The organism is Streptococcus mitis, from assembly GCF_019929545.1.
GTDB classification, from domain to species: domain Bacteria; phylum Bacillota; class Bacilli; order Lactobacillales; family Streptococcaceae; genus Streptococcus; species Streptococcus mitis_BU.
Map to the genome: position 1 here is coordinate 96,597 of NZ_JAHZPT010000004.1, position 6,290 is coordinate 102,886.

The following is a 6,290-nucleotide window of genomic DNA, read 5'->3' on the forward strand; positions in this document are numbered from 1 at the left end:
ATATAAGAAAATTCCGTGCCACATGAGACACGGAATTTTCTTATTCTTCAAAGAAAAATGGTGGAGCGAATTTTTTCAATTCTTCAAAGCATCTTTGAGCAGCTTCTGCATCTTCGCAGATGACGAGACAGACATCATCGCCACAGAGGCTAGCAATAGCGTCAGGGAAGCTCAAAGCATCAATGATAGAACCAAAGGATTGAGCAAGTCCAGGAAGGGTTTTTAGTAGGACTTGATGTTGAACTGTGCGCATCAAGACAAGAGCATCTTCCATGTAAATTTCGAGACGTTTTTCCCATTTTGAGATAGAACCTGTATTGAGCACGTAGTAAGAGTTGTCTTCTTCTCGTACTTTTGAGAGGTTCATGCTTTTAATATCTCTCGAAAGTGTAGCTTGTGTAACTTGAATATCATTATCAGCAAGAAGAGCTTGTAGCTCAGCTTGAGTATGAATCTTGTTTTTCGTTACAAGAGCTCGTATGAGTTGGTGTCGGTGTTCTGATTTATTCATAAAATGTTACTCCTTGTACAAGGTACAGAAAGCGTGGACTGAACGAAATCGTCAGTCGGGTGGTAAGCGGTATTGTCACGTAGGATGATTTTAAAGTCAGTAGTATAAAGAACTATACGGAGAAAATCTCCTTCTTTTAACTTGTCACTAGTTGAGTGTAGATGAATAGGCTATCTTATCCGTTTATCTACATTGGTGTCCTCTACTAACAGTAAATCATTCCATTAGGGTAGCCTTTTGTCACGACTTGTTGTGAATTTACGATTAATGTTAATTCACAGAGATTTTCCAACATGTGGTGTGGTAGCGAATATTATTAATGAGTACACATGTTGGTTAGGGTCTTAATATCTTTTGTCCAAAATCCAGTTTTAAACATTAGACTAGGATTGGATTTGATACCAAGTTTCTGTTTCGTTAGACTATTCAAGTGGAGATTTTTCCATACTGAATGTCTGTTACATTATACCTTTTGACAAGGTAGTATAAGACTAGACTTTTCAAGATCAACAGTCAGGTGGTAGTCAGTATTATCACGTATGGTGATTTCAAAGTCAGTAGTATAGAGGACTAAACGGAGAGTATCTCCTTCTTTTAACTTGTAAATAGTCGGTTGCAGTTCAAACTGGATATCCATCCATTCATCTGCAGTAATATCCTCTACTAACAGTAAATCATTTCTATTTTGCAAATTGAGATAGCCTTTTGTCACGACGCGTTGTGCATTTTCACGAAAAGGCAATTCGTTAAGATTTTCCAACATGTGGTAGCGACCGTTGTCAATGGTTCTAGCACTTAAAACAGCTGGATAAGGTTGTAGGTATTTTTTCTGTCCAAATTCTAGCAGTTGGGCTGATAATAAACCCTTGTTTGTGCTGGATTTGATACGAAGATTGAGTTGAGCTCGACCGTTCAAGTGAATGTCTTTAGTTACAGGAAGGTCAATAGTAATCTGATTGACTTTCCCTTGATAAAGTTCTGTATTGAAGGTCTGGTATGTCTTACCATAACGCTCAAAATCTTTATCTGAGTACTGGTTTTGAATAACTTGCTCTTCTTGACCAAGTGAGAAGGTTTCAAACTTCTCTTGCTCACCGAAGGTATCAAGTGGTAACCAAGTCTGAGGAGCGGTATTATCCTGCCAGATAACAGTTGGAAGTTGGAAATCTGTATCTTCTCCCAGTAATTTCTTAGTCAGTAAGGCATTCATGGACTCACGGAAATCAATGGATTGCCAGTTATTCATATAAACATGGGCACCATTATGGAAAAAGAGATGCTTATTTATATGAGCAGGAAGGGCGTGAAACATCTGGTAAACATGAAGTGGTTTGACATTCCAATCCTGTGAACCATGAGTAAAGACAACCTCTGCTTTTACATTATGGGCATTGAGCAGATAGTTGCGGTCCTGCCAAAACTGATTGTAGTCGCCAGTCTTGCGATCCAGTTGTTCTTTTACCTTTTCCAAATCAGTTTGGTGAGCTTCATTGCCACGGATATAGTCACCAGCCAAGAGATTACGAGAATAGGTTAACTCAGCAAGGGAGTCAAAGTCCTCACCTGGATAGCCACCTGGGCTAGTCACCAGACCGTTTTCACGGTAGTAGTTGTACCAAGATGAAATGCCAGCCTCGGCAATGATAACCTCTAAACCATCGACTCCTGTAGTCGCAAGACCATTGGACATTGTACCTAGATAAGAAAGTCCAGTTGTGGCTACTTTTCCATTTGACCAGTCAGCCTTGACTTGACGCTGGCGTGTATGGTCGGTAAAGGCACGGCAACGGCCATTAAGCCAATCGATGACATTTTTATAAGCCTCGATTTGCTGGTAGTCTCCATTAGTCATGAAACCTGTGGAGTCTTTGGTACCAACACCTGAGACATAGAGATTAGCAAAACCTCGTGGAAGGAAGTAGTCGTTGAGAGTATAGCTAGCGTTGATGTGCGTTAGCTTTTCCTCGGTTTCTGACACAAGCTCAGCTTGACCTTGGGGTTGGACGAGATTTAGTTGAGGTTCCTCTAGCTCAATCTTGTGAGCAGGTTTAACCTCGAGATTGCCCTCCATCTTGTAAAGAGCTTTATCGCTGGCTTTATCATTTGTTCCCTGATGATAGGGACTGGCAGTCATGATAGCAGGAATTTGGCCGTCATAACGAGGACGAATAATGCTGACCTTGACTAAGTCTGGAAGACCTTTTTGGTCAGTATCGACACGAGACTCAACGTAAACGACTTCACGAATGGCATCATGGCTAGAAAAAGTAGCCAAACTCTTGCCGTTAAAGTAGTGATAGTCATTATCCTCAGGAATAAGGCCGTCACTGACAAGTTGGTCGATAAGAGTGTTCCCCTTTTTGGTACGAGTATTGAGTAACTGATAGAGATTTTCAATCAAGTCACCATATACAATGGGAAATCCAGTCTCTTTACGAAAAACATCACTGTCTTCAAAATCAACCAAATAAGAAAAACCTAAAAGTTGAAAGACTACAGTATAGAAAATATCTGCAGTCAACTCTTTATCTGACTGAAAAAATGTCAGTAAGTCAGTTTCTTTATCAGCTGCTAAACTGGATAGGGGATAGGTGCTATCTTTGTAATTAAAAAAGAAACGAATAAGAAACGCTTCAAGCATCTTTTTATTTGTAATGTTGACTGGTAAATCAAACCCGTACTTTTTTAATTCAAAGATAATTGTATCTCTAGGTAGCGCTAAATAGCTGAATTGATTAAAACGCATAGAACCTCCAATAAAATTATACTTAAGATTATTATATCAAAAAAATGGCTAAAAACCAAGATTAATCTCTTCGCAGAATAATATGCACAAGTACATATATTTTAACATATTAATTTTTAAAATAACAAGAAAAAAATACTTTTATAACACAGAAAAAAACTGTTGATTAAACTGTTGATTATAGTTGTTTTGATGGTATTTACGTGGTATAATTTATGATATGTAGTTGTAATTTGAAATTACATAAAAAAATGTGGAAAGTGAACATTATGTATAAATCAAAAAGACAAAAAAATAAATCTTTTGATTGGTATGGCTTGAGCCAACGTTTCTCTATTCGTAAGTATCATTTTGGTGCTGCGAGTGTGCTGTTGGGGACAGCCTTGATTTTGGGTGCTGCCCAAACGACTGCCAAAGCAGAAGAAACAGCTACTGAAAAAAAAACAGAAGCTGTGGCATCTGCTCCAAAAGATGATAAGGTAAGTGAGAATGTCGCAAATGTGACGACACCAGCTCTTTCTGCTACGACAGAAGCGGCTGTAGTAGAAAAGCCGGCCTTGAGTGATGAGGAAGTTGCAAAATTAGCTGCTGAAGCATCTAAGAAAGATGAAAAAGTAGCTGAGACAGCTACAACTGAAAAAACAGAAGCAGCTGACAAAGAAAAAGCAACACTAACTGCTCCTTCAACTGACAAAAAAGCTGATAAAGCAGTTGATGAAAAAGCTGATAAAAAGGATGAAAAGAAAGCAGAAAATCCAATTACTGCTACTAAAACTGTCCTTGAACAGTTGACATCTGAAGCAGAAGTATTGAACACAACTGCCTCAAATTTTGCGGATAAAAAGGCAGAAGATAAAGCTGGAAAAGAAGCAATCGCAACCGCAGTAGCTTCAGCTAAAGTCCAAATCGAAGCATCTAAGAAAGCCCTTGCTGCTGGAGAAATCACTAAGCAAGAATTGGATGCCCAACTCCAACGTATCTCATCAGCTATCGAAGCAGTTTATGCTGAGATGAAACGTGCAGGACACGTAGGTAAAGTTGAAGCAGTGTTGGCAGGTGAAACTACTACCAATACAGCAATCGTAGCTCCTACAACTAAGACTCCAGTAAAAAATATTAATGATTTAACAGAAGAAGAGATAGCTGCGGTTAAACGTGAAATCATGAATGCCAACCCAAGCATTACGGATCCTTCTATGATTGAGGTAGTAAAAAAAGGAAACGCGACTGCAGGTGAAGCAACTGTTACTTTAAATGGTGTTAAAACTAATATTCCTTCTGGAAATACTGTTGTTGGTACTGCGGGTACAAAAAACTTAGAGCAACTTAAAAATAATATTAACTGGTTCGACTTTGCAGCAGCATCTATTACCTACTCTAATGGTACAGTAGTAGGGCCTGCAAGAAAGCTAGCGCAACCGATAACAAAAACTATAACTTATCCAAATGGAGATAAGGTAACTGGTAAAATCACAATGGTTCGTGATGTAACATACCCAGATGGATCAAAAGGATTAACTACTGATGATAAATTCTTAAATTCAGGAACTTCGAAATATGTAGAACACCTTTACTACACAGGTGGAGCTCAAAACGATCATGAACTTTACGAAGCCCTGCAAGAAGGTATGAAGTTTAATGTTAAAACGAAAGTTGAAGGATATGCTTTAACAGCAACTGTTATTAAACTAGGTTCCAAAGCAGTAGACTCTGATCCAAATAAAACACCAGCAGGACCAGTGAATGCTGTACGTGATTATGGTGATTGGGGTTCGGAAAAACAATTAGCAAAAGCACAGGCTGAAGACAAAAGATTCAAAGCAAATGCTACTAAGAACAAAACAACGTTGGCTAATAATCCAACAGTTTCCGTAAATGGTGTAGCATTAACACTACCAGAATACCCAACAGAAACATTTGCCAATACAGATGCCTACTATTCAAAAGCAGCTGCTTACCATGCAGCGGTAAAAGCTTATAATGACGCTATTGAAACTCAAAAGTTATCTGCAACAAAATTGTCAGAAACTGGGTTCACTTATATTAATGTGAATGGTAAGGCTGTACCATCAGGATCAGCTAATCTTTATAAAAAAATTGGTAACGAAAGAAAAGCGGATGTACTTATAACAGCTCAAGATACTCAATGGTCATACTTAAGAAAAGCTGGGCTTCCAACAACAAATCCAGATGGAAGTGAAATGCTTACTTCATTTACATCGTCTCGCGATGAATCAAACGTTGGGGTAACATTTGCACTTTCTGCTACTTATAACGGGCGTATCGTAGATGTTAACGTAATTGCTGCGGATGCAGAAGAAGCTGGACGTACTGAAATTGTTCAATTCGAGACAGATGGAACGAAATGGGAACAATTCATGGCGTTAAACCTTCAAAAAGACATTGATGAAAAAACTGCTCAAGGAGTTTATCCAAGTAGACAAAGTGATGTTAATGCTGATGGACGTCTTGCAGAAGCAGGGTATAATCCAAAAGATTGGGTTAACGTAGATGAAAATGGGAACCCTTCTGCTTATGGAACAAATACATTCGGAGCTAACTACACATCTATGGGTTCTAAAAACTCATTACCAATTGCTCTATCTCAAAACGTTAAAACATTATCAATGTATTTAAACTCCGCAGGTGCGCAAGCAGGAACAATTGGTTTCATGATTTATGACGGTGGAGACGCTCCACAATCTTACGGCTCTGCACAACATATTATCGGGGACTTTAACAAAGAAGTTATTAAAGATGGTGTGAAAACTCAGGTAACAGCTACTCAGCCATACTTAGGTAATGTTAAAGGAGATCCAGATTTCCGTTCAACTAAAACTGACCCTTCAGGTGGCTGGGTACTAGATGACTTAATCACATCTGAGAAATATAAAGAAACACCATTAGAATCAGGAAAAACAATTGTAACAACAGATAAGGGTGTGACAGGTAAATACTTATGGGCACCTCTAAAAACTCCACTCTTATCACAAAAGAAAAAATCAACTGTATGTGTCTCATTTAGTTGGCACA

3 protein-coding genes are annotated in these 6,290 nt (G+C 38.6%); 1 reads left to right on the forward strand and 2 read right to left on the reverse strand.

The window, feature by feature from the left end; genetic code table 11:
- Positions 1–40: 40 nt before the first annotated feature.
- Positions 41–511: an arginine repressor gene (locus K1I71_RS02530; protein ID WP_223330133.1), complete on the reverse strand. Its 471-nt coding sequence runs from the start codon at positions 509–511 to the stop codon at positions 41–43.
- 463 nt (positions 512–974) lie between these two features.
- Positions 975–3,257 carry a Xaa-Pro dipeptidyl-peptidase gene (locus K1I71_RS02535; protein WP_223330134.1) on the reverse strand — a complete coding sequence of 761 codons (2,283 nt, stop codon included), beginning with the start codon at positions 3,255–3,257 and terminating at the stop codon, positions 975–977.
- A 269-nt stretch (positions 3,258–3,526) separates the two neighbouring features.
- Between K1I71_RS02535 and K1I71_RS02540 the strand changes: the two genes are divergently transcribed.
- Positions 3,527–6,290, forward strand: a 2,764-nt coding sequence (locus K1I71_RS02540) for a YSIRK-type signal peptide-containing protein (RefSeq protein WP_223330135.1), incomplete at its 3' end; no start/stop codon positions are given.

What these genes read in the sequence shown, in the direction of transcription:
- K1I71_RS02535 (WP_223330134.1), bottom strand. Translation starts at nt 3,257, where the DNA reads ATGCGTTTTAATCAATTCAGCTATTTAGCGCTACCTAGAGATACAATT.
- K1I71_RS02530 (WP_223330133.1), bottom strand. Translation starts at nt 511, where the DNA reads ATGAATAAATCAGAACACCGACACCAACTCATACGAGCTCTTGTAACG.